Annotated in this window: 21 protein-coding genes; 15 read left to right on the top strand and 6 right to left on the bottom strand. The window is 71.7% G+C overall.

Annotated elements, in window-relative coordinates; translation table 11 throughout:
* Position 1: 1 nt before the first annotated feature.
* Both OG252_RS47555 and OG252_RS47550 read right to left on the bottom strand, forming a co-directional pair.
* Positions 2–1798: an alpha-galactosidase D gene (locus OG252_RS47555; protein WP_329344331.1), complete on the bottom strand. Its 1797-nt coding sequence runs from the start codon at positions 1796–1798 to the stop codon at positions 2–4.
* Positions 1799–1848: 50 nt separating this feature from the next.
* The gene (locus tag OG252_RS47550) at positions 1849–3033 is read right to left on the bottom strand and encodes an ROK family transcriptional regulator (RefSeq protein WP_329344329.1); all 1185 of its coding nucleotides are present in this window, start codon (positions 3031–3033) and stop codon (positions 1849–1851) included.
* A 230-nt stretch (positions 3034–3263) separates the two neighbouring features.
* Here OG252_RS47550 and OG252_RS47545 point away from each other — a divergent pair, with 230 nt between their 5' ends.
* The 7 genes from OG252_RS47545 to OG252_RS47515 all read left to right on the top strand — a co-directional run bounded on the left by OG252_RS47545 (position 3264) and on the right by OG252_RS47515 (position 11846).
* Positions 3264–4505 carry a serine hydrolase domain-containing protein gene (locus OG252_RS47545; RefSeq protein WP_443068463.1) on the top strand — a complete coding sequence of 414 codons (1242 nt, stop codon included), beginning with the start codon at positions 3264–3266 and terminating at the stop codon, positions 4503–4505.
* A gap of 93 nt (positions 4506–4598) precedes the next feature.
* The gene (locus OG252_RS47540) at positions 4599–5963 is read left to right on the top strand and encodes a CAP domain-containing protein (RefSeq protein WP_329344327.1); all 1365 of its coding nucleotides are present in this window, start codon (positions 4599–4601) and stop codon (positions 5961–5963) included.
* 94 nt (positions 5964–6057) lie between these two features.
* Entirely contained in the window at positions 6058–6735 is a 678-nt protein-coding gene (locus tag OG252_RS47535; RefSeq protein ID WP_329344325.1) for an AIM24 family protein, read from the top strand.
* A 184-nt stretch (positions 6736–6919) separates the two neighbouring features.
* Complete coding sequence (locus OG252_RS47530; protein WP_329344323.1) at positions 6920–7984, top strand: tetratricopeptide repeat protein; 1065 nt, start codon at positions 6920–6922, stop codon at positions 7982–7984.
* Positions 7981–9006: a polyprenyl synthetase family protein gene (locus OG252_RS47525; RefSeq protein ID WP_329344321.1), complete on the top strand. Its 1026-nt coding sequence runs from the start codon at positions 7981–7983 to the stop codon at positions 9004–9006. The genes OG252_RS47530 and OG252_RS47525 overlap by 4 nt, the downstream gene beginning before the upstream one ends.
* 82 nt (positions 9007–9088) lie before the next feature.
* Positions 9089–10048 carry a threonine/serine dehydratase gene (locus OG252_RS47520; RefSeq protein ID WP_266445904.1) on the top strand — a complete coding sequence of 320 codons (960 nt, stop codon included), beginning with the start codon at positions 9089–9091 and terminating at the stop codon, positions 10046–10048.
* Between the two features lie 166 nt (positions 10049–10214).
* Entirely contained in the window at positions 10215–11846 is a 1632-nt protein-coding gene (locus tag OG252_RS47515; protein WP_329344319.1) for a serine/threonine-protein kinase, read from the top strand.
* On the opposite strand, the gene OG252_RS47510 is transcribed toward OG252_RS47515, so the two are convergent.
* A complete protein-coding gene (locus OG252_RS47510; protein ID WP_266445899.1) occupies positions 11838–13301 on the bottom strand; it encodes a serine hydrolase domain-containing protein in 1464 nt (487 codons plus the stop codon). The genes OG252_RS47515 and OG252_RS47510 overlap by 9 nt on opposite strands.
* Before the next feature lie 86 nt (positions 13302–13387).
* Between OG252_RS47510 and OG252_RS47505 the strand changes: the two genes are divergently transcribed.
* The 3 genes from OG252_RS47505 (at position 13388) to OG252_RS47495 (ending at position 15973) form a co-directional block, all read left to right on the top strand.
* Positions 13388–14359: an LLM class F420-dependent oxidoreductase gene (locus OG252_RS47505; RefSeq protein WP_329344317.1), complete on the top strand. Its 972-nt coding sequence runs from the start codon at positions 13388–13390 to the stop codon at positions 14357–14359.
* A gap of 94 nt (positions 14360–14453) precedes the next feature.
* The gene (locus OG252_RS47500) at positions 14454–15479 is read left to right on the top strand and encodes a hypothetical protein (RefSeq protein ID WP_266445892.1); all 1026 of its coding nucleotides are present in this window, start codon (positions 14454–14456) and stop codon (positions 15477–15479) included.
* A 68-nt stretch (positions 15480–15547) separates the two neighbouring features.
* Entirely contained in the window at positions 15548–15973 is a 426-nt protein-coding gene (locus OG252_RS47495; protein ID WP_329344315.1) for an SsgA family sporulation/cell division regulator, read from the top strand.
* 23 nt (positions 15974–15996) lie between these two features.
* Here the strand turns inward: OG252_RS47495 and OG252_RS47490 are convergent, their stop codons facing one another.
* Positions 15997–16497: a DUF6328 family protein gene (locus tag OG252_RS47490; protein ID WP_266445885.1), complete on the bottom strand. Its 501-nt coding sequence runs from the start codon at positions 16495–16497 to the stop codon at positions 15997–15999.
* Between the two features lie 157 nt (positions 16498–16654).
* Here OG252_RS47490 and OG252_RS47485 point away from each other — a divergent pair, with 157 nt between their 5' ends.
* Both OG252_RS47485 and OG252_RS47480 read left to right on the top strand, forming a co-directional pair.
* Positions 16655–17083, top strand: coding sequence for a hypothetical protein (locus tag OG252_RS47485; RefSeq protein WP_329344312.1), 429 nt, complete (start codon positions 16655–16657; stop codon positions 17081–17083).
* A 112-nt stretch (positions 17084–17195) separates the two neighbouring features.
* Entirely contained in the window at positions 17196–17537 is a 342-nt protein-coding gene (locus tag OG252_RS47480; protein WP_266445881.1) for a hypothetical protein, read from the top strand.
* Between the two features lies 1 nt (position 17538).
* Here the strand turns inward: OG252_RS47480 and OG252_RS47475 are convergent, their stop codons facing one another.
* On the bottom strand, positions 17539–18522 hold the full coding sequence (locus OG252_RS47475) for an aldo/keto reductase (protein ID WP_329344309.1): 984 nt from the start codon (positions 18520–18522) through the stop codon (positions 17539–17541).
* Between the two features lie 136 nt (positions 18523–18658).
* On the opposite strand from OG252_RS47475, the gene OG252_RS47470 reads away from it, so the two are divergent.
* Positions 18659–20392 carry a cholesterol oxidase substrate-binding domain-containing protein gene (locus OG252_RS47470; protein WP_329344307.1) on the top strand — a complete coding sequence of 578 codons (1734 nt, stop codon included), beginning with the start codon at positions 18659–18661 and terminating at the stop codon, positions 20390–20392.
* A 15-nt stretch (positions 20393–20407) separates the two neighbouring features.
* On the opposite strand, the gene OG252_RS47465 is transcribed toward OG252_RS47470, so the two are convergent.
* Positions 20408–21625, bottom strand: coding sequence for an FAD-dependent monooxygenase (locus tag OG252_RS47465; protein ID WP_329344304.1), 1218 nt, complete (start codon positions 21623–21625; stop codon positions 20408–20410).
* A 343-nt stretch (positions 21626–21968) separates the two neighbouring features.
* Here OG252_RS47465 and melC1 point away from each other — a divergent pair, with 343 nt between their 5' ends.
* Both melC1 and melC2 read left to right on the top strand, forming a co-directional pair.
* On the top strand, positions 21969–22349 hold the full coding sequence (gene melC1 / locus OG252_RS47460) for an apotyrosinase chaperone MelC1 (RefSeq protein WP_266445864.1): 381 nt from the start codon (positions 21969–21971) through the stop codon (positions 22347–22349).
* Between the two features lie 35 nt (positions 22350–22384).
* Positions 22385–23209 (top strand): tyrosinase MelC2, encoded by an 825-nt coding sequence (melC2, locus tag OG252_RS47455; RefSeq protein WP_329344302.1) that lies wholly within the window; start codon positions 22385–22387, stop codon positions 23207–23209.
* Positions 23210–23260: the final 51 nt, after the last annotated feature.

The following is a 23260-nucleotide window of genomic DNA, read 5'->3' as shown; positions in this document are numbered from 1 at the left end:
GTCAGGACGACTTCGGGACGTCGATGCGGTCGATGTCGGGGGCGTAGCCCGTTCCACTGTCGAAGGTGACCGTGTTGCTGCCCGCCTTCAGCGTGACCGGCACGCTGACCGTCTCGGCGGTTCCCCAGTCACCGGTGGAGGGGAGCTTGTGGCGGGTGGCGCCGCCGGTGTTGGTGGAGACGTCGACCGAGCGGGCGTCACCGCTGACGTAGGCGACCTTGACCCAGTAGGTGCCCGCCTTGGCCACGACGACGTCGTTGAGGCGGAGCTTGCCGCCGAGGTACAGGTTGCCGACCTTCTTGCCGCCGGAGCAGGAGGAGCAGTCGGCGAGGGAGGCGTTGCCGCTGAGGGTGTTCGCCGGGGACTCGGCCTCGTAGGCGGTCGTGGTCAGCGCGCCGCCCTGCGGGGTGACGGTGAACAGGCGGGAGCCGTGGGCGGGCAGGGCCTGGGTGATCTTGTTCTTGTACGTGCCGAGGTTCTCGTGGTTCCAGAGGTCCCGGACGGCTGCCTTGCCGGTGAAGCCGAGGACTGACCAGTCGGCGGTGACGGCGGCGGGCGCGTCGGCGAGGTTGAAGAGGGCGACGGTGTAGGTGCCGTCGGGGTTCTTCGCGGCCCACACCTGCTGGGGGTCGGAGGGCGTGACGGGGCGCGCGGGCGGGGTGGCGCCCTGGTTGACGGCGATGACCTCGCGGTTGGTCAGCAGGGACAGGCCGTAGGAGTCGAGGCGAGTGAGGTCGTCGCCGGTGTAGAGGGGGGACTTGGCGATGGCCCACAGGGTGGCGTAGCTCTGCCGCTCGGCCTTGGTGAGGCCGTCCATCTCGCCGTTGCCGACGTCGAGGGAGTCGAGGTCGTTCCAGCCGCCGGGGCCGGCGTGCCGGGTCCAGCCGGGGGCGTCGTCCCAGCGGTCGTCGACGGAGTTCTCCCAGCTGACGAGGGTGTTGCAGTAGCACTCGACGTCGGTGTCGATGCGCCAGCCGTTGGAGTACTTCTTCCAGTCGGCGGCGTGGCCGATGTCGAGGGACCAGGACAGTTGGAGGTGGATCGGGCGGCCGGTGGCGGCGATCGCCTTGTTCCAGGCGGCCACGTCGGCAACGTTGTCGTACTGGTCGCCGCTCTTGCCGGAGCCGGGGCCGACGCCGTCGAGTTTGAGGAAGTCGTAGCCCCAGTCGGCGATCAACCGCGCCTGGGAATCTATGTACTTCTGCGTGCAGGGGCGGGAGAAGTCGAGTTTGTACGAGCTGTCCCAGCCGTTGGTGGTGCGCAGGTCGCCGTAGACGATGTCGGCGGTCGTGCAGCCGTCGGCGTTACGGACCGGCACCTGGCCGGCGCCGTACGCCTCCTTCTCCAGGCCGGCGGGCAGGTAGATGCCGGCCTTGAGCCCCTTGGCGTGGATGCGGTCGGCGACGGACTTCATGCCGCTGGGGAAGCGGACCGGGTCGGCCTGCTGCCGCCCGTACGCGTCGAATCCGGGCTTCCAGGTCCTGTCGCGCCACCAGCCGGCGTCGATGTTGACGTACTCGTAGCCGTACTTCTTGAGCTTGGCGGCCATGGCGTCGGTCTGCTTGAGGACGTTCGCCTCGGTCAGGTAGCTGTAGTCGCCGTCCGGGTTGAGGCCGGAGTACTTGGACGACTGCATGCTCCAGCTCGACCAGCCCATGTAGGGCTTGGCGGCGAGTTCCGGGGCGGCTGTGCCGGCCTCGGCCACCGGGGTGGCGGTGACGGCGCCGGCCGCGAGGGCCAGGACCACCACGGCTCTGAGGGCGCGTGCGGGCAGGACGGAGTACGAGGATGACCCCATGGGTCGTACCTCCTGGGTGTCGGCTCTGCGGGTGGGTGATCGGGGGCGCGTTACGGCGCGCCCTGGGTGTCGGCTCGGATGAAGGACTGGATCGCGGTGGCCGCGGCCCCGCGCGCCCACTCCTCGAAGGGCAGTGGGCGGGTCTGTACGTCGCACTGCGCGGCGGATCCGAAGGCGGCCGCGGCGAAGGCGTCGCGGATCTGCTCGGCGAACAGGTCGTGGGCGGCCAGGCCCTCGCCGGAGATGATCACGCGTTCGGGACCGAGCAGGTTGGCGACGGTGGCGATGCCGCGGCCGATCGCCTCGCCCGCGCGCGCGTACGCCTCGCGGGCTCCGGGAACTCCACGGCGGGCGAGCCGTACGGCCGACGCGGTGTCGGGGACGTCGACGCCCGTGGTCTCGCGGATCCGCCGCAGGATCGCGGCGTCCCCCGCGATCGCCTCCACGCAGCCGCGGTTGCCGCAGTGGCACAGGGGTCCGGCCGGGTCGACGGTCACGTGGCCGATCTCGCCCGCCACGCCATGCGCGCCGGCGACCACCTTGCCGTGCACCACGAGACCGCAGCCGATGCCGGCGCCGACCGTCACCACGGCGAAGTCGGACAGGCCGGCGCCCGCGCCGAACCACTGCTCGGCGACGGTCAGCGCGCGCACGTCGTTGTCGACGGTGACCGGCAACCCCGTGGTGGTGGCGGCGAGTTCGGCGAGCGGGACGTCGCGCCACTCCAGGAAGGGCGAGTAACGGACGACTCCCGCGCCGCGGTCGACGTCGCCGGAGACCGCGATGCCGAGACCCAGGACTCCCACGCCGAGGCCGTCCGCCTCGACCAGGAGTTCCTGGACCACGTCGGCGGTCGCGGCCAGCACCACCTTGAGGTCACGGTCCGTCAGCGGCACGTGGCGGGCGGCGCGGATCCGGCAGCACAGGTCGGTGAGCACGCCGATGATCTCGTCGCCGGTCACCTTGATCCCGAGGAACAGCGCCCGGCCGCCGTCGACCCGCACCAGGTTCGCCGGCCGCCCGAGCGCGGGACGCGCCTCCTCGTCGGCGTCCTCCACCAGATATCCGGCCTCGATCAGGGGCCGGACCGCCTTGGTGACGGCGGCCGGGGACAGTCCGGCGCGCCGGGCCAGCTCCAGGCGGGTGAGGGGGCCTTGGGACAGGACGACGGTGAAGATCTGTGCGGCCGCTGGGGTGTTGACGGGGAAGGTCTCGGCGCGGTGGGTGAAGCGCATGGCCGGGAACCTAGAGGGGTTCTTTTCCGTCGTCAATAAAAGAAGCAGAATTGACGGCCCGCTGGATGGTCGGTCCCTGCGGAACGACAGCGAGCAAGGGCCGAAATGGTCGATTTCATGCCATTGAGGGGCAATACTGCGCGAATCCGCATCGCGCAGCGATCAGCGAATCTCCAACCGTTCGTCCGCTGTGCCGATGTGACTCGTCGACAGGAAGAGAGAACAGTCGCATGGCATCAGCAACGATGCGCAGGGGCACGGTGGTGGGGGCGGTCCTGCTGTCTCTGCTGGCGGTTCCCGCACACGCCGCACCCCGGGAGTCGACGGCCTCCGAGACCGGTACCACCGCCGAGGGTGCGCTTCCGACACCCGACCTCACCGGTCTGCGCGGAGTCCTGCGCACGGCGCTGAAGCAGGGCGCACCCGGCGCGCTGGCCCGGATCGACCACGCCGACGGCACGGTCCGCCTGGCCACCGAGGGCGTCGCCGACCGGAAGACCCGGCGGGCCATCGGCGACGCCGACCGCTTCCGCATCGGCAGCGTCACCAAGATCTTCACCGCGACGGTGCTGCTGCAACTGGTCGACGAGAAGAAGCTGACGCTCGACTCGTCGGTCAACCGCCATCTGCCCGGCCTGCTGCCCGACAGCCGGATCACGGTGCGGCACGTGCTGAGCCATCGCAGCGGGCTGTACGACTACACGAACGAGATGTTCGCGAGTACCGTCCCCGGGTTCGAGGCGGTCCGCACCAAGGCCTTCACCCTCCGTCAACTGGTGGAGCGGTCGCTGCGGCGGCCCCGGACCGGCGCGCCGGGCGCCGGCTACTCGTACTCCAACACCAACTTCGTCATCGCGGGGATGCTCGTCAGGAAGCTGACCGGCCACTCCCTGCGGACCGAGTACCAGCACCGGATCATCGAGCCGCTGAAGCTGCGCGACACCTTCTACGTGCATCCGGCCACAGAGATCCCCGGCCGCCACGCCCGCGGCTACCTCACCCCGGACCAGGCGGGCGCCGCCCTGGTCGACGCCACCAGGCAGACGGCGTCCTGGGCCCAGAGCGCCGGCGCGCTCATCTCCAGCACCCGGGACCTCAACACCTTCCTCACGGCACTGCTCGGCGGCCGGCTGACCTCGGCCGCGCAACTGGCGCAGATGCAGCGGTGGGTGCCGGCGGGCGGTTCGCAGGCGTACGGGCTCGGGCTGCGCCGCCGCACCCTGTCGTGCGGTGTGTCCGTGTACGGCCACACGGGCGCCGTCCAGGGCTACTACACGTACGCCTTCACCACGAAGCACGGCGGGCGCAGCCTCAGCGCGCTCGCCACCACGTCCAACAACGGGACGGTCCTCAACACGATGCTGGGCACGCTGGAGTCGGCGTTCTGCGGCAAGCGGTCGAAGGCGGCGCGTGGTTCCGCCACGCCGGTCGAGCGGCACGAGGACATCGCTCCGGGGATCACGCTGGACTGACCGCGGAACAGGCGGGCTGGGAACGCTCAAGCGCCTGCGCACGTTGTCCGGACGACCCCCAGGGGTCCCGAGCGACGACAGCAGGGCGGCACGATGAGCGAGTTGGTCCCCGGGGGCAATCTGCCCCTCCCGGGCGGTGCCGTCACCGTCCGGGTCCCCGGCCCGTTCGACGTGTCCGCGCTCATCACGGACGACGACGGCAAGGTCGGGGGCGACGACGACTTCGTCTTCTACAACCAGCCGGCCACGCAGGGCGCCCGCCTGCACGGCGACACCCTGATCGTCGACCCGTCGCGGCTGCGCGCCGGCGCCACCCGCCTCACGGTGGTCGTCAGCCCCGCCGATCCCGCCACTCCCCTGGGCCGGCTGCCCGCCCCCACCCTCCACGTCACCAACGCGAGCGGCCGACCCCTCGCCCGGTTCGTCCCGACACGCCCGAGCCAGGAGACCGTCCTGCTGCTCGCGGAGATCTACCGACGCGGCGACGGCTGGAAGCTGCGGGCGCTGGGGCAGGGGTACACCGACGGCCTGGCGGGCCTGGCCCGCGACTTCGGAGTGGACGTCACCGACGCCCCACCGGCGCCGACGACCCGCCCGACGCCGTCCGCCTCCTTGCCGACAGTCCGGCCGCCACTGCCGTCCGTGCCGTCACGGACGGCACGCCAGATCGTGTCGGCACCCGACCCCGACGGCTTCCTCGGCCTCGTCAACTCCGCCCGGGCCGCGGTCGGTGCACCGCCGGTCGCCCTCGATGCCCGCCTGGCCGCCGCGGCGCGCGCCCACGCGTCCGCCATGGCCTCGGCGGGGCGGCTCGGCGTCGAGGGCGCGGACGGGGTCTCCGTCCACCAGCGGGTCACCGCCGCCGGATACGCGTATGTCACCGTCGGCGAGCACCTGGTGTCCGGCCCGCGCACGCCGGCCGAGTTCGTCGCGTACTGCCTGCGCACCGAACAGCCGCGGCGCACCCTGCACAACCGGGCGTTCACCCACGCGGGTCTGGGGTACGTCACCGACAGCCGCTCCGGCGACACGTTCTGGACCGCCCTGTGGGCCAGGCCCCTCACTCCGGCCGAACTGGCGCGCGCGCAGGCCGATGTCGTCGAGCTCACCAACCGGGAGCGTGCCCGGGCCGGGCTGCCGCCCCTCGCGCCGGACCCGCCGCTGACCGCCGCCGCGCAGGCCTACAGCACGGACATGGCGGCCCGCGCGTTCTACTCCCACACCTCGCCCGAAGGCACCCAGCCCTGGGACCGGGCCGCCGCGGCGGGTTCCACCCGGCGCTCGATCGGCGAGAACATCGCCTGCGGCCAGCGTTCCCCCGCCGAGGTCGTGGAGGGCTGGATGAACAGCCCCGGTCACCGTGCCAACATCCTCAAGCCCGGCTTCACCCACATAGGGGTCGGCTTCGCGGGCGGCGGCCCCGCGGGCACGTACTGGACACAGCTGTTCGGCGCCTGAGGCAGACGCCCCCAGCCGTCCCCCCAGCCGTCCTCGAAGAAACGCCCCACCCGCGATCTTGGCGGAAGGCATCCCTCCGGGCCAGGATGCCTGCATGAAGGGTGACCTGTTTTCCAGCGAGCACATGGTGCAGCCGGCCACAGCGCCGGGCATGACGGTCGAGAACTCCAAGTGCATCAAGTACGCGGTGCACGGCGAGATGCTCGCCCGCCAGGGGGCGATGGTCGCCTACCGCGGCAATCTCCAGTTCGAGCGCAAGGGCCAGGGCGTGGGCGGCATGCTCAAGCGCGCGGTCACCGGTGAGGGGCTCCCCCTCATGGCGGTGCGCGGGCAGGGCGAGGCGTGGTTCGCGCACGAGGCGCAGAGCTGCTTCGTCGTCGAGATCGACCCCGGAGACGAGTTCACCGTCAACGGCCGCAACGTCCTGTGTTTCGACGCCTCGTTGTCGTACCGCATCGCCACCGTGAAGGGCGCCGGCATGACCGGCGGTGGTCTGTTCAACAGCGTGTTCACCGGGCACGGCAAGCTCGGCCTGGTGTGCGACGGCACTCCGCTGGTCATTCCGGTCTCGCCGCAGTACCCGGTGTACGTCGACACGGACGCGGTCGTCGGCTGGACGGCGGGCCTGAACACCTCGCTGCACCGCTCGCAGTCCATCGGGTCGATGCTGCGCGGCGGTTCCGGCGAGGCCGTGCAGCTGATGCTCGAGGGCCAGGGATATGTCGTGGTCCGGCCCAGCGAGGCCACGCTCCAGAAACCCCAGCAGCACTGAGACCTCATGCAGTGATCTGCGCCTCACGGGCAACCCGTTCGGCTCCGTCCGCGTCTTGACCGGCAACAGACCATGCCCTGGCCTTCGGGCCGGGGCTGATTTTCGAGGCACTATACACATCATGTATACACGCAGCGTATAGATGCATTGTATAGACGGTGTGCATACGGACCGAAAGGCATGCATGTACGGCAAGGCATTCGCCCCGGAGTACCAGGGCGCCCTCACCACCCTGTCCGTGAACTCCTCCCTGACCGACGTACTGGCCGCCGGCACCGAGCAGTTGAGGGCCGCCGAGCAAGCCGGACGGCACGGGGAGGCGGCGCGCTCCGGGCTGGCGGTCGCCGAGGCGCACCGCAGGCTGGGCCGCATCGGGGAGGCGGACCGGGCGTGGAAGGCGAGCTACCGCGCGGCCCGGGCCGCCGGGGACCTCGCGGCGATGGCCTGGGCGCTGTGGAGCGGCGGCACGCTGGCCCGGCAGCGCGGCTCCCTCGCGCTGGCCCGGCGGCTGCTCCGGCTCGCGGCCGAACTGGCTGAGCGCGGCGGCGACATCCTCGCCCGCGGCTACTCGCTGGCGGGACTGGCCGAGACCGGCCGCATCCAGGGCGACTACGAGGCCGTGGGCAGGCTGCACGAGCAGCTGCTCGCCGAGGCCCGCCGACGCGGCGAGGCGCGGCACACGGTGTGGGCGCTGGAGGGCATCGCGCAGATGCACCGCAACACCGGTGCGTACGACACGGCGTACGCGATGTTCGAGGAGGCGGCCGGGATCGCCGCACACGCAGACGACCGGCGAGGGCGCGCCTGGGCACTGCGCGGGCTCGCCGACGTCGTCTCGGTGCGCGACGGCGACACCGAGCGGGCGCTCGCCCTGCTGTCCGAGGCGGAGGTGACCTGCCGAACGATGAAGCTGTCCAGCGCGCTGGCCTACAACCACAAGATGCGCGGCAACGTCCTCTACCGCGCCGGCCGTTACACCGAGGCCCGCGACCTCTACCAGCAGGCACTGACGGAGTTCCGGGCCATGAACGAGCCACGCGGTGAGGCGCTGGCCCGCCTCGGCCTGGCCAAGTCCCTGGCCCGGCTGGGCCGCGACCGCGCCGAGACCGCGGCCGAACTGACCGAACTGGCCGGCACGTTGGAGCTCATCGGGCTGAAGCACACACGGGAGATGGTGGCGGGGGCCCAGGCGGAGTTCGGCCTGCGGGCGCAGGACGACTCCCGGCTGCAGGCGGAGGTCGTACGGTGACGGCGCTGACCTCGGCCGTCGCCGCACCCGAAGTCCTCGACCGCTGCCGCGCGTTGGTGCGGCCCGCGCTGCGGGAGGCGGTGGGGCGTATGCATCCGTGGGTCGGGGAGATGGCCGCGTACTCGTTCGGCTGGTGTGAGGTCGGTGGCCGTCCTGCCGTCGTGTCCGGCGGCAAGGGGCTGCGGCCGGCGCTCGCCGTGCTCGGGGCCGAGGCGGCCGGTGCGCCCGGGCGGGCCGGGATACCGGCGGCGGTGGCGGTGGAACTGGTGCACGCCTTCTCCCTGCTGCACGACGACATCATGGACGGCGACGCGGCCCGGCGCCGCCGCCCGACCGTGTGGAAGGCGTACGGGACGGGTCCGGCGGTCCTCGCGGGGGACGCGCTGTTCGCCCTGGCCGTCGAGACGCTCGCCGCGACGCCGGCCGGACCCGCAGCCCTGCGCCTGCTGTCCACGGCGCTGGGCGACCTGGTGCGCGGGCAGGCCGACGACCTGCTGTTCGCCACGCGTCCCTGGACGGGGCCGCGCCGGGTGCGAGCGGGCGAGTACCGCACGATGGCCGAGCACAAGACCGGCGCGCTGCTGGGCTGTGCGGCCGCGCTGGGCGCCCTGCTCGGCGGAGCGCCGCCCGCCACGGTCGCCGCCCTGGACCGGGCCGGCCGGCATCTCGGGATCGCGTTCCAGGTCGTCGACGACACCCTGGGGATCTGGGGTGATCCGGCCGTCACCGGCAAGCCCGCCCACGGCGATCTGCGGGAGGGCAAGAAGACCTTCCCGGTGCTGGCGGCGCTCGATGCGGAGGGCCCCGCGGCGGGACGGCTGGCCGCTCTCCTGGAATCCGCCCAGGAGCCCGCGGAGGCGGCCGCGCTGATCGAGGAGGCGGGCGGCCGGGCGGCGGCGCCGGCCGAGGCGCGCCGTCATGTCGCCGCCGTGGAGTCCGCCCTCGCCGGGTTGCCGATCGCGACGGGAGCGGCCGACGACCTGCGGTCGCTGCTGGGCTTCCTGGTACGGCGCGACCTCTGAGACCGGGTTGACCCGCGCCCGCCCCGCACGTCAGGGTGCGAGTCGGCGTGGATCATCGCCCCGCGCCGGGAGGATGACTGCCTTGATCGGGATCACGGACATCGAGAACGCGGCCGAGCGGATCGCCGGACACGTCGTACGCACCCCGACGGTGCCGAGCCCCGGCCTTTCCGCGCTGCTCGGTGCCCCCGTCACCGCGAAGCTCGAACTGCTCCAGCGCACCGGCTCGTTCAAGGTGCGCGGGGCGACGGCCAGGCTGCTCGCGCTGAGCGGGGCCGAGCGGGCCGCCGGGGTGGTGGCGGTCAGCGGTGGCAACCACGGGATCGCCCTCGCCGTCATGGCGGCTGCCCTCGACGTGAAGGCGACGGTCGTCATGCCGCGTTCGGCGCCCGCCCGCTCCGTCGAGATCGTGCGGGAGGCGGGCGCGTCGGTGCAGCTGACCGACGACATGGACGGGGCCTTCTCGCTCGTGACACGGCTGCGCGACGAGGGGCTGACCCTGGTGCACCCGTTCGACGACCCCGTGGTGATCGCCGGACAGGGCACGGTCGGGCTGGAGTTCGCCGAGGACGCCGACGACCTCACCGACGTGCTGGTCAGTGTCGGCGGCGGCGGGCTGATCGCCGGTGTCGCGGCCGCGTTGCGGGCCCGCCGTCCGGGCCTGCGGATCTGGGGCGTGGAGACCGAGGGCGCCGAGGCCATGTCCCGGGCGCTGGCGGCGGGCGGTCCGGTGCCGGTCCCGCTGTCGTCGATCGTGTCCACGCTCAGCGCGCCCTCGGTGTCACAGCTGACGTACGACCATGTGTCCGCCCTGGTCACCGAGGTGCTGGTGGTCCCCGACCGGGAGGCCGTGCGAGGCTCGCTGGAACTCGCCGACCACGCCAAGGTGTGGGCCGAACCGGCTGCCGGGTGCCTGCTTCCCGCGGCCCGGCGGGTCCTGGAGCGGGTCGGTGAGGGCGCCCGGCTGGGGCTCGTGGTCTGCGGGGGCAACACGACGACCGGCGACGTGCTGGACTGGTCCGAGCGGTTCGGGCTGCGCTGAGTCGGGTCAACTCCGATCGCCGGACGGCCAGTTCTTACTGACCTGTCGTACAGCGGGTGAACAAAAGAAAAGAGACGCCGTTCAGTTGAGAATTCATTGAACACATCCCGCCGCGGGCGCCGTACCTCTGTGAAAGGTGAGAGCCAGGGGTTCAGCGAGGGATGACATGGTCAAGGCGCACGTCTCCACACACGAGTTGGTCGCCGGAAGGTACCGGCTCCTGGAGGTCCTCCACCGCGAAACCAACCGTATCTGCTGGTACGGCGAGGACATCCAGGTCGAGCGCCCCTGTCTGCTCACCCAGATCGGGCTGCCGGCCGACCCGGACGGGGAGAGCGCGCGCCGGGCCACCGCGCGGGTCATCCGTATGTCGGAGACCATGGCCCTGCTGTGCCCCGGCCGGGTCGCCCCGGTCGTCGACGCCATGGTGGAGTCCGACACGCTGTGGATCGTCACCGAGTGCATCGACGGCATCCCGTTGGGCGAAGTGATCGGCCGGCAGGGCTCGATCAACTACGTACGGGCGGCACGCATCGGGCTCGAGTTGCTCGACGTGCTGGAGGCGGCGCACGGCGAGGGCATCACGCACGGCGAACTCAGCCCCGGCCAGGTGTTCGTACGGGAGGGCGGCACGGTCGTCGTCACCGGCTTCGGCCTGGCCGGCGCGACCCTCGCGCCCCGGGTCACGGTGCCGTCGTACGCCTCCCCCGAGCAGGCCCGTGACGAGCGCATCGGGCCGGCCGCGGACCTGTGGGCGCTGGGCGCGATCCTCTACACGATGGTCGAGGGCCGTCCGCCCTTCCGGGACCGGGACCGGCCCGAGAGCACCCTCAAGGGCGTGGACCGGCTGCCGCTGCGGGCGCCGTTGCGAGCGGGGCCGCTCACCCGGACCGTGCAGGGGCTGCTGCGCAAGAACTGCCAGGAGCGGCTGACCCGCCCGGTGGTCCGCGAGGCGCTCACCCGGGTTCTGAACGAGGACCCGGACATGGCCGTGAGTCCGATGCCCCGAACCCGGCTGCGCGGGATGTACTCGGCAGGCCCGGGGTGGAGCAGGCGCACCATGGTCACCGGAACCGCCCTGGCCGTCGTCACGGTCGCCGTCGCCGTCCTGGCCGTGACGCGCCAACTGCCGGGCACCAGCACCGCCGCGAGCGACGCGCCGCCGAGTCCGGCCCCCTCCGCCTCGGCCGTCGCGCCCGGCGGCGGCACCGACGGACAGGCCTCCCGACCACCGACGACTCCGACACCCACACCACCGACGCCCACCCCCACACCGACTCCGACACCGACTCCCAAGCCGACACCGACGGCAACCCCCTCGGGCAACGGGCTGCCTTCCGGATACAGCGTCTACAGCTCCCCCGAGGGCTTCTCCGTGGCCCTCCCGGAAGGCTGGAAGCCGTTGGACACCACGCGCATGGCCGACCTGGCGTACCGCGTGACCTTCGGCGCGAAGGACGACCCGCGCACGCTCGCCGTCACCTACAGCGAACGCGTGGGCGAGGACGCCGTCGCCGTCTGGCGGGACGACGTCGAGCCGGACCTCAAGACGTCGGGCGACTACCGGCGGATCGGCGAGATCAGCGCGACGACGTACCAGGGGCGCGAGGCCGCCGACATGGAGTGGCTGGCCGACGTCGACGACACCCGCGTGCGCACGTTCGGCCGCGGCTTCCTCATCGGAGAGGGCCGCGGCTACTCGCTGCGCTGGACGACCCCGGCCGCGGACTGGAACGACAGCGCGAACCGGGAGGCGCTGGACACCTTCCTCAAGACCTTCCGACAGCTGTCAGACTGACGGCCGTCGGGGAGCCTTCATCGAGCGGAGCCGCCCGCCGCTCAGCGGCTCCGGGCGCCATCGTGCCGTGAAGGTCCGGTCCGTGAGCGAGCACGTCACCACCAGATGGTGCGGTGTCTCCAGGCAGGCCAGGTCGACGACGAGGGTGTCCGCGTCGGTCCATCCGCCGCCCGCCGCGACGGGAAGCGGCTCCTCGGTGACAGTCCAACCACCTTGTCCCAGCGGCAGTTCCAGCCGGTGGCCGTCCTCGACGAGCGTCAGACGCCAGCCGTCCCCGTCCGCAAAGACCTGAGCCCCGGTCAGCGCACGCAGGCTCTCGCGCACCACGTCGTCCGGGGCGAACTCGGCGCCGGACCAAGCCTCCGCCCGGTCCGGCGGCGCCGGCTTGCCGGGCACGGTCGGCAGCGCCAGGTGGGCCATCCGCTCGGCCAGCGCCACGTCCGTCTCCTGCCGGCCGGACAGCGGTTCGGTCCCGAAGGCGGGCAGCAGATGCTCCCAGGCCAGGTGCAGGATCCGCGGCATGTCCTCGCTCGCCGAGGTCATCGCGACCACCGCGTCGTACTCGGGCAGCACCAGGCAGTACTGCCCGTACGCCCCGTCGCCCCGGTAGCCGTGCCGGGACCGCCAGAACTGGAAGCCGTAGCCCTGCTGCCAGTCGGACCGTGCGCCCTCGGGCGTACCGTCGTCGTTCGCGATGTGCACCCGGGTGGCCTCGGCCACCCATCCCTCGGGCAGCAGCCGCTCGCCCTCCCACACGCCGTCCCGCAGGTACAGCCGGCCGAGCCGGGCGATCGCGTCGGTGGTGGCGTGCAGCCCGCTGAAGCCCAGCTCACGGCCCGCCCGGCCGCGCGTCCAGGCCACCTCGCCGATGCCCAGCGGATCCAGCAGCCGCGGCCGCAGGTACTCGGTCAGCGACTGACCGGTCACACGTTCGATGATCGCGGACAGCGTGTACGTGGTGGGCTGGTTGTAGGCGAACACGGTCCCCGGATCACGCTCCGGCGGCAGCAGCAGGAAACCCCGGACCAGCTCGTCCCGGTCCAGTGCGCGCGCCCGGTCGTAGGTCTCCTCGAGGTGCCCGCTGGACATGGACGCCACATGCCGTACGAGCATCGCGCGGCTGCGCGGATCGGTGATGTCGGCGTCGAACTCCGGGAAGTACGAGATGACCGGGTCATCCAGACCTATGAGTCCCTCGGCGACCGCGAGGCCCACGGCCGTCGCCGTGAAGCTCTTGCTGAGGGAGTACAGGAGGTGGAGGCGGTCCGGGGTGTACGGCGCCCACCAGCCGGATGCCACCACGTGATCGTGCCGCAAAATCATCAGGCCGTGCGGCTCGATGCCCGGGGTGGCTTCGAGGGCGTCGAGGAAGGCGTGGACACCCGACGCGTCGACGCCCTGGTCGGCGGGGGTACTCGTGGGCAGCGGGCGAAGGGACTCACGGCCAGTACTCATAAGGGCATCCTCTCCCGAGCCCTCGCCGTGATCGAGAGGCGGCGGTCGGCCTGTTTTCCCTGCCGCTCACCGGGGACTCAGGCCCTATGGTGCAAATCGGATACACGATGATGACCGAACAGGCCGGCCCCCGTGAGCTCGTCGACCATGTGGTCCGGGCCGAGGAGGCGGGCTACGACTTCTCGGTGACCTCGGACCACTACTTTCCGTGGTTGCGCACCCAGGGGCACTCGCCGTACGCGTGGAGTGTGCTGGGCGCCGCGGCCCAGGCGACCTCGCGCATTCCGCTGATGACGTACGTCACCTGTCCTACCGTCCGCTACCACCCGGCGGTCGTGGCGCAGAAGGCGGCGACGATGCAGTTGCTGTCCGAGGGCCGGTTCCGGCTGGGGCTCGGCTCGGGCGAGAACCTCAACGAGCATGTGGTGGGCGGCGGCTGGCCGTCCGTCGACACGCGGCACGAGATGCTCGAGGAGGCGGTGGAGATCATCCGCGCGCTCTTCAAGGGCGGCCATGTGAACCACCGCGGGACGCACTTCGACGTCGAGTCGGCCCGGCTGTGGGACCTTCCCGACCAGCCGCCGCCGATCGGCATCGCCGTCTCCGGCGAGCAGTCCTGCGACCTCGCGGGCCGGCTGGCCGACCTGGTCATCGCCACCGAACCCAAGGCGGGGCTCCTGGACGCCTTCGACCGGCACGGCGGCACGGGCAAGCCGCGCGTGGGCCAGCTGCCGGTCTGCTACGACCCCGACCGGGACGCGGCGGTCAAGCGCGCCCACGCCCAGTTCCGCTGGTTCGGCAACGGCTGGAAGGTCAACTCCGAGCTCCCGCACCCGGATTCGTTCGAGTCGGCCACGCAGTTCGTCACCCCCGACGACGTCGCCGCCTCGATCCCGTGCGGCGACGACCCGGAGGACTTCGTCGAGGCGGTACGGCCGTACGCGGAGGCCGGTTTCACCGAGATCGCGCTGGTGCAGATCGGCGGGGAGTCGCAGCCCGACTATCTCGACTGGGCGGGCAAGACCCTGCTGCCGGAGCTGCGCGACGCGTTCGCCTGAGCCTGCCCGGGCCGTCCCGGCGGCACCCGCGGGTGCCATAGGCTTCCGACCTGCACAGTGTGCGGTCCGACCAGCCTGCCCAGGAGAATCACCCGTGACCCTTGCGATCGTCCCGTCCGAGACGTCCCCCGTGCCCCTGTCCGACCTCGTGGCGCGGGACGCGCGCGAGTTCGGCGTCTACGCGCGAACCGGCGGCTGGGCCTTCGGCCTGATGGTGGCGCGCAGCGTGCGGCCCGGCGGCCAGAGCGCGGACGAGACGCCGAAGGTGTCGGCGAAGGAGTTCGCCGAGCTGGCCGGCTGTTCGCCCGAGCGTGTCATGCGCTACTACAAGGCCTGGGACCGGGCCGCCGACGACGGTCTCGTCCCGCACTTCGAGGCGCTCGCGCCCGGCCAGGAGGTCGAGCTGCCGGACGCCGACGTGTGGCTCGGCTACTACGTCTCCCGCTCCAGCGCCACCTCCGAGCGCGGCACCGCCATCGCCGAGGCCGCCGAGGCGGAGGGCATCCGGCCGACCAAGGCGCTGGAGGTCGCCGAGAACCCGACCGCGCTGCGTGCCGCGATCCTCGCCGACCCCTCCACCGCCCGCGCGGCCCGCAGTGCGCTCCTGGACCGGCTGAGGGAGGACCCGGAGCTCCAGGCCGAGTTGGCGCGTGACGTCGTCCGCACCGACGACCTGAAGAAGGCCGTCGCCACCGAGAGCCGGTCGGCCGACCGGATCGGATACGTGCGCCAGATCGCCGAGTCCGGCCAGGTGAAGACCCCTGCCGGGCAGACCATCGACGCGCCCGTCGACCTGCGCCAGGAGGCCGAGCGGCACCTGTCGCTCCTCGACGAGCTGGAGGAGGACGAGGACACCGGCGAGTGGGCGACCGAGGCCTACGACACCATGAGGTCGCTCGTCGCCGAGGCCGTGGAGGCCGACCCCGAACTGCGCGTCCGGGAACGGCGGACGAAGTTCTACAGCAGCCTGCAGAGGGCCACGAAGGTGTTCGAGGAGCTCACCTTCGACGACGCCCAGGAGTTCTACGAGGACGACATGGTCCAGCGCCTGGAGGAACTCCAGAACGCCATCGCCCTGTGCATCACGGAGCTGCGCGGAGCGCGTGGGATTCACCCGTAGGGCTGAGCATCTTGTGCGCGACGGGGGTACTAGAGGGCTCTACGACTGTTCCTTCCGGAGGCCCTCTCGTGAACTCCTTCGTGCACAAGACCCTCGTCGTGCAGCTTCAGGCCGGCGCCTCGGACCGCTTTCCGGTGCTCGCCCACCTGAGCTATGACGCGGCGGACCCGTTCGCCGTCACCGTGGTGTTCAGCCATGACGGCCGTGTGCTGGCGCGGTGGCGGCTGGACCGCGAGATGCTCACGGACGGTCTGGGCCGCCCGGTCGGCGTGGGCGACGTGCGCATGCGGCCGGTCTCGACGGGGGTCTGGGAGGAACTGCGCCTGGAGTTCCTCGGCGACGCCCGTCCCGACGGAGGCCGCCAGTGCGCCGTGGTCTTCGCGTGGGCTCCGGCGCTCGCGACCTTTCTGCGGGAGACCCGCGAGGTCGTGGCGCCGGGGCGGGAGGAAGTGCGGATCGACGACTTCCTGCAGGAGGTCATCGCCGGGAGCTGACCGGGCACGCGCACCGGGCGCTGTCACTTCGTCGTATGACGGAACCGCACGAGCAGCGGTACCAGGAACCAGCACAGCACGTACCAGACGACCACGCCCGCGACCAGCCAGGGCACGTACCCGTCGTGGGTCGCGACCCGCAGGATCAGCAGCAGGGCCGCGGTCATGGTGGCGAGCAGCAGGACCAGGCCGACGAAGGTCAGCCGGGAGGCCCATTCGACGGTCTGCGGTTTGACCCTGCGCCCGGCCACCAGACGGTGCAGGGAGACCGGTCCGATCAGCGCGCCGGTGGCGGCGGCGCCCAGGACGACCGTGACGATGTAGATCGTCTTGTCCGTGTCCGACAGTTCCTCGTACCTGGGGGTGAAGACGACGGTGAGCAGGAATCCGAACAGGATCTGCACGCCGGTCTGGGCGACCCTGACTTCCTGGATGAGTTCCGCCCACTTCCGGTCGGCTCTCTCCAGCTCGGTCTCGTTGCGCCCGGTGTTGGTGGTGTCCGCTGTGCTTCCGGTGGCCGACAAGCTTCCTCCCTGGCCGATCTAACCGCTTCGTTCCTGCCCCGCTTCGTTCCTGTGCACCGGGTTCCCTGTTTCGCGCGTTTCTGACCGGCAGTGGCAGCGGAGGAAACGGCCGTGACGGAACGTGTTTGCGGACTCATCGAACGGCAATCCGGATCCCATGACGGAATCGGACAAGGACACGAGCAAGAATTCAGCAGCCGCCAGGACCGCCGCCTCCAAGGCGCGGCAGAGCGCGGACAAGGCGACGGCCCCGGCGTCACAGACGGCGCGGGCGGCAGCCACGAAGACCGACGAGGCGGCGTCGACCGCCAAGGCAGGTGCGCAGCGGGCGGCCGACGCCACGAGCGCGGTCGCGCACACGGCGGCCAAGAGCGTCGAGGCGGGCCGGCAGGCGGTCGTCTCGGCCTCGGGCCAGGTCGCGGCCGGCGCGAAGACGGCGTGGACGGTGCTCAGCCACCGCAAGCTCGTCGCCGCGGGTGTCGGGGCAGGCCTGACCGCGCTGGGCGCCGCGTCCTTCGCGGCGGGCCGCCGGGCCGAGCGCCACACGTACGGGCCGGTCACCCGGCTGACCGGCGGGCGCATCTGAGGGGCGGCTGTTTCGACGATCACCGGGCGGTTACACGGAGCGCGAGGCGAACGGCGTGACGGCCACGGCCGTCACGCCCCGCCCGATGACATCCAGTATCCGAGGAGTCCCGTTGACCACGCCCCGCACCCAACTCACTGTCACACTGTCCGGCGGCAGCGCCACCGACGCGCAGCAGGTCGTACGGGCCCTGGAGCCCGCCTTCGGCTCCCCCGACCGGCTGCCGACCGACGAGAACGCCACCGTTCACACGGCCACGTTCGCCGTCGGCGGGGCCGGGCATCCTCAGGAGAGCGTCGGCCACCTGTCCGCACCGGTCACGGTGACCGTGCAGGGCACTCCGGAGGCCGTCGACAAGGCGAGCGAGACCCTGGCCGACGCCTTCTCCGCGCACGACCAGGGAACCGCGTCCGGCGACCAGGAACAGGAACGCCAGCTGCTGCTCACGCCCTGAGCTACCAGCGGGTCTCCACCTGGTCCTTGATCCGCCGGTCGTACAGCTCGCGGATCGCGGTGAGCGTGGCCTCGGACAGGTCCGGCAGCTTGGCGGCGGCCGCGTTGGCGCGGGCCTGCTCGGGCGAGCGGGCGCCGGGGATCACGGTGGTCACCCCGGGCTGCTGGACGATCCAGCGCAGCGCCAGCTGGGCCGGGGTGTAGCCCTCGGGCGCGAGCGCGGCGAACTCGGCGGCGGCCTCGACGCCGGTCGTGTAGTCCACGCCGGAGAAGGTCTCGCCCTGGTCGAAGGACTCGCCGTGCCGGTTGTAGGTGCGGTGGTCGTTCTCGGGGAAGACGGTGTCCTTGGTGTACTTGCCGGACAGCAGGCCCGAGGCGAGCGGGACGCGGGCGATGATGCCGACGCCGGCCTCCCGGGCCGCCGGCAGCACCTCGTTCAGGGGCTTCATGCGGAACGGGTTCAGGATGATCTGGACGCTCGCCACGCCCGGTCGGGCGATCGCGGTCAGCGCCTCCTGGCAGGTCTCCACGCTGACGCCGTAGGCGGCGACGCGCTCCTCCTCGACCAGGGTGTCGAGGGCGTCGAAGACCTCGTCCGTGGAGTACACGGGCGTGGGCGGGCAGTGCAGCTGGACCAGGTCGAGGCGGTCGACGCCGAGGTTGCGCCGGGAACGGTCGTTCCACTCCCGGAAGTTGTCCAGGACGTAGTTCTCGGGGATCTGGTCGACGCGGCGGCCCATCTTCGTCGCGACCAGCACGTGCAGGTCGGGCCGGCTGCCGAGGAAGGTGGCGATGGTCTGCTCGCTGCGCCCGTCGCCGTACACGTCGGCCGTGTCGAAGAAGGTGACCCCCGACTCGGCCGCCGCCTCCAGCACCGTCAGGGCTTCCTTGTCGTCTACGTCCCCCCAGTCGGCACCCAGCTGCCAGGTGCCGAGACCGACGACGGATGCGTGCTGCTGCGACCTACCGAATGTGCGCTCGTCCATGGCGTCAGTCTGTCACCCGCCGTCACCCCGCGCGGAACCGGCTGCTCCGGCCGGTCACCTGTACGTCGTTCACCCACACGAGTGATTGGGCGACAGGGAAGGCATGCACGTGTCAACGGGCCCCTAGCGTGAGCCCGTGACTGATCGTTCAGTAAGCAACCGCCCGTCCGAAGACTCGTCAGACTCGTCCTGGAGCCGTCGGGGCTTCCTCCGCTCCGCCGCCGCCCTGGCCGCCGTACCCGTCCTGGTGGCCGCCGATCCGGCGGTCGCCGCCGAGGAGCTGCCGGACTTCCCGGCGGGCGTCGCCCTGTACCGCTCGGCGTACCGGAACTGGGTCGGGGAGATCACCGCCGACGGCCTGTGGGCCTGCGCCCCCGAGGACGGCGAGCAGGCGGTCGCCGTCGTCAACTGGGCCTGGCGGCACGGCTGGGCGGTGCGGGCCCGGGGTTCCTCGCACGGCTGGTCGCCGCTGACCGTCACGGAGGGAACGGCGTCGGATGCGCCGGTCCTCCTCGTCGACACCGCCTCCCACTTCACCCATCTGGCCCTGGAGTCCGGCTCCTCCGTCCGCTCCGGCACGGGCGTCACGCTGGAGGCACTGCTCACCTATCTCGAGGAGCACGCTCTCGGCGTCACGGCCGCGCCCGCGCCCGGCGACCTCACCCTGGGCGGCGCCCTGGCCGTCGACGCGCACGGCACCGCCGTACCGGCAAAGGGCGAGCGGCGGCTGCCCGGGCACACGTACGGCTCGCTGAGCAACCTGGTGCTGTCGCTGACGGCGGTGGTGTGGGACGAGGACCGCGGCGCCTACGCGCTGCGGACGTTCCGCCGGGACGAGGCGGACTGTGCCGCGCTCCTCACCCATCTCGGGCGGGCCCTGGTCGTCGAGGTGGTGCTGCGGGTGGGCGCGAACACCAACCTGCGGTGTGTGAGCCGGGTGGACATCCCGGCGGGCGAGCTGTTCGCGGCGCCCGGCGACGACGGTCGGACCTTCGCGAGCTTCCTGGAGGAGGCCGGGCGGGTCGAGGCGATCTGGTTCGCCTTCACCGAGTTCCCGTGGCTGAAGGTGTGGAGCGTCTCCCCCACCCGGCCGCTCACCTCGCGCCGCGTGACGTCGCCGTACAACTACCCGTTCTCCGACAACGTCCCGACCCTGGTGGCGGACCTGGCCGGGCGGATGGTGTCGGACGCGGCCTGGTATCTGGCCCCGGTGCTCGGCAACGCGCAGTACGACGCGGCGGCGCTCGGACTCGTGACCACGCTGTCCGCCGACATCTGGGGGCCCTCCAAGAACACGCTGCTGTACCTCAAGCCCACCACGCTCCGGGTGACCGCGAACGGGTACGCGGTGCTCACGACACGGGACCAAGTGCAGCGAGTCGTCGCCGAGTTCACGTCCTACTACCGGGAACGGCTCACGGCGTACGCGGCCCGGGGCCGGTTCCCGGTCAACGGCACCGTCGAGATCCGGGTGACCGGCCTCGACGAGCCGGGCGACGTCGCAGTGGACCAGGCCCGTACCCCGCTGCTGTCGGCGCTGCGGCCGAGCGAGGCGCACCCCGAGTGGGACACGGCCGTGTGGCTGGATGTGCTGACACTGCCCGGCACGCCGTACGCGGAGATGTTCCTGCGCGAGATCGAGCGGTTCCTGCTGGACACCTACGACGGCGGACACGCCCTCACCCGGGTCGAGTGGTCCAAGGGGTGGGCGTACACGGACGAGGCCGTGTGGAGCGACGAGGAGGTGCTGGGGACGGTGGTGCCCGCCTCGTTCGGCGAGAGCGTGTGGGGGCAGGCGGCCGGCACGCTCGACCGGCTCGACCCGCACCGCGTCTTCGGGAACGGCTTCCTCGACCGGCTGTTCCGATGAGGCTCACCGGCGGAGCTACTCGCGGGACGTCAGGGCCCGCGCCTGCACGGTCCGCGCCACCTTCGGTCCGAGCCAGCGCTTGAACCTGCGCATTGCCTCCAGCCGCCCGGCCGCGCGGTCGATCCGGTAGTACAGCTGGGGCGGAACGTGGGGCAGCAGGGGCGAGTGGCGCTGGCCGAGCAGGGCGAACATCCGGTCCGGGGGGAGGTGGATGTAGCGCGGCAGGTTCTCGTACCACTGGGCGCTGTAGCGGGCCGCGCTCTGCGGGGACAGGAGCTGCGCCTTGCGTTCCCGCTCGTAGTGGGCAAGGGCCTGCGGGAGGGCGGAGTGCGCGCCGAGGGCGTCGGCCAGGGCGGCGGCGTCCTCCAGGGCGAGGGTGGTGCCGGCGCCGATGGAGTAGTGCGTGGTGTGGGCCGCGTCGCCGAGCAGGACGAGGTTGTCGCGGTGCCAGGTGCGGTTGGTGAGGGTGCGGAAGGTCAGCCACTGGGCGCCGGCCCGGGCCGAGGTGCGCCCGATCAGGGGGTGGCCGTCCAGCACGTCGGCGAAGAGCTTCTCCAGGAGGGCCAGGCCGTCGGGCTCGTTCGCCTCGTCCAGACCGAGGCCGGTCCAGGTCTCCGGCGCGCACTCGACGACACAGGTGCTGTGCTCGGGGCCGAAGGCGTAGCCGTAGCACCAGATCCAGCCGTGGTCGGTCTCGACGAACGCGAAGGTGAAGGCGTCGAAGACCTTGGTGGTGCCGAGCCAGATGTAGCGGTTGCGGCCGGTCCTGATCTCCGTGCCGAAGTGGTCCGCGTGGCGGGTGCGGAGGGTGCTGTGCACTCCGTCGGCGGCCACGACCAGGTCGGCTGCCGGGACGTTCGCGTCCGTGATCCCGTGCTCGAACTCCAGCCGTACGCCGAGTGAGCGGGCCCGTGCGGCGAGGATCTCCAGCAGGCGGTGACGGCCGATACCGAAGGCCTCGTCGCCTTGCTGCCGGGTCGCCACCTCCCCCACATGGGCGACGCCCTCGGCCCAGCGGACCGAGTGTTCCTCCAGGGCGCGGGCCGACTCGGGGTCGTACTCGTGGAGTCTGTCCAGCAGTCCGCGCCAGTACGTCACGCCCCAGCCGTAGGTCGAGCCCTCCGGGTCGCGTTCGTGGACGGTGATGTCGTGGGACGGGTCCCGTCGTTTCAGCAGGATCGAGAGATACAGGCCGGCGGGCCCGCCGCCGACGCAGGCGACCTTCACGCACACCCCTAGTGGTTACCCAAGGCGGTCAATTGGCAACGCAGAGTAGCAGTCCGGGGGCGTACTCCTGAGACCTTCCTGATCGCGTCACCTTTCGCGGGTGAGACAACCCACAGGGGGCGCACCCGTCGGCGAAGGACCACCGGAAACGCCGCCCCCAGGAGAAGGAATTCCCCCTTCCGGGGTGCCGCGAGCCCCCTCCACGGCAAGATCAACTTCGTTCAACTCTGCACGACATTTTGGTAATTGTCCGGATCGGAGCCAACCGGCCGCCGGGGATTTCTCCCCCGCCCGCCCGGGCCGATAGGCATGCGGAGTCACAGACCCAACACACCCCAGGAGGTCCCGCATGCCCGAACTCAGCCGTCGCCGCGCGCTCACCGCCGCTGCCGCCCTCGCCGCGGCGGCCGGTGCCCCGGCGGTCACCGCGCCGGGCGCGTCCGCCGCCGAGCACCGCGACGACTCCCCCGCGCCCTTCGACGAGGTCTACAAGGGCCGCCGGATACAGGGCCGGCCGGCCGCCGGGGGCGGTCACCACCACGGCACCGGACACGGCACCGGATACGCCGTCTTCGTCGACGGCGTGGAGCTGCACGTGATGCGCAACGCCGACGGCAGCTGGATCAGCGTCGTCAGCCACTACGACCCGGTGGCCGCTCCGCGTGCCGCCGCCCGTGCCGCGGTGGACGAACTGCAGGGCGCCGCGCTGCTCCCGTTCCCCACCAACTGACCTGATCCGACCGCTCGTTGGGAGACGACCCGCACATGACCGTCCGCAAGAACCAGGCGAGCCTGACCGCCGACGAGAAGCGCCGTTTCGTCGCCGCGCTCCTGGAACTCAAGCGCCGTGGCCGCTACGACGACTTCGTCAGCACGCACAACGACTTCATCGTCGGCGACACCGACAACGGCGAACGCATCGGCCATCGTTCGCCGTCCTTCCTGCCCTGGCACCGCAGATTTCTTCTGCAGTTCGAGCGCGCCCTGCAATCCGTGGACGCCTCGGTCGCGCTGCCGTACTGGGACTGGAGCAGCGACCGCTCGACGCGCTCCTCGTTGTGGGCGCCCGACTTCCTCGGCGGCACCGGGCGCAGCCGGGACGGCCGGGTGACGGACGGGCCGTTCGCCGCCGACACCGGCAACTGGCCGATCAGCGTGCGCATCGACGGGCGGACGTATCTGCGGCGGGCTCTGGGCAGTGGCATACGGGAGTTGCCGACCCGGGCCGACGTCGAGTCCGTGCTCTCCATACCGACCTACGACATGGCCCCGTGGAACAGCGCGTCGGACGGTTTCCGCAACCATCTGGAGGGCTGGCGGGGCGTCAACCTGCACAACAGGGTCCATGTCTGGGTCGGCGGGCAGATGGCCACCGGTGTCTCCCCGAACGACCCGGTCTTCTGGCTGCACCACGCGTACGTCGACAAACTGTGGACCCAGTGGCAGCGCCGGCATCCCGGCTCCGGATACGCCCCGGCCGCCGGGACGCCGGACGTGGTCGACCTCGACGAGACCATGAAGCCCTGGCACGACACGCGTCCCGCCGACCTGCTGGACCACACCGCCCACTACACCTTCGACACCGACTGACGGCCGCCGGTCCGGGGTTGGCTCCGCAGGTCACGGGTACTCGCGCCGGAC

The organism is Streptomyces sp. NBC_01352 (assembly GCF_036237295.1).
GTDB classification, from domain to species: domain Bacteria; phylum Actinomycetota; class Actinomycetes; order Streptomycetales; family Streptomycetaceae; genus Streptomyces; species Streptomyces plumbiresistens.
Note: the sequence above shows the minus strand (reverse complement) of the source record. Positions and strands in the feature narration are given on the sequence as shown.